This window comes from Oleiphilus sp. HI0067, assembly GCF_001635735.1.
Genome location: NZ_LWFI01000916.1, coordinates 1 through 827, shown reverse-complemented (window position 1 = coordinate 827; position 827 = coordinate 1). Strand labels below are relative to the sequence as shown.

Genomic DNA, 827 nt, shown 5'->3' with positions numbered 1-827 from the left:
TTTCTCTAGGTCCGGTAAAGCAAAAAAGGAGACAGACGGTATGGTCCTAGAAATCTAAACGTTCTCTAGTTTTCTAAAGTACTATTCCTTATAGTCCTGAGGAGACAGGCCATGATTCCGTATCGAGTTTTAGACGCCTTCGACATGATCGAAAATTTCAGCTTTCACAACGTTTCCTTTTTAGACCTTGCGCCGAAAGAGCTCTTTTTGTTGAAGCGATAAGAAACTCTCCGCTAACGTATTGTTCCGACAGTTTCCTCTGCGACTCATGCTAACTTCCAGATTATTATCTAGTAAGGAGTCTCGCTAGTCTTTCGAAGTATATTGAGCACCTTGGCTGGAATGAATGAGCACTTTATCTTTCGATCTTCATTGTGAAACTGCCATTAATGATGCATCAATGACTAAGTCAGATTTAGGTGAAGCCTTCATCGACCAATCAATGACTTTGCGCGAAAACAGATCGATGACAACTGCAAGATATAGCCAGCCTTGATAGGTTTGTATGTAAGTAGAATCTGTCACCCATTCCTTGTCAGGCTAATCTACTTCGGATTCTCGATTTTAATGATTGTTTTTTGTAGCACAGAATGAAAACCTTCTCTAAGTAAACAAATTTATAATTCAGACGTTATTGAAGGAGAGAGGCCTAAGATCTTAGTAATTTGGTTATTCTTAACCATTTATAAATTGTTGTTCAAATGTATGGATAATGCTTCGAATAAACCTAAACGTCAGTAGCTAAATCCATATCGTCACTTTAAATTAAGCCTTCGATTGTCACGCTATTGTCGAGGTCTTGTCTTATAATCTATCGTTTACTGTTT

1 pseudogene is annotated in these 827 nt (G+C 38.0%); it reads right to left on the bottom strand.

The annotated features are described in order from the left end of the window. Window positions 1-369 precede the first annotated feature (369 nt). Window positions 370-528, bottom strand: a pseudogene (locus tag A3739_RS28085) (DDE-type integrase/transposase/recombinase); the annotation flags it as partial. Window positions 529-827: the final 299 nt, after the last annotated feature.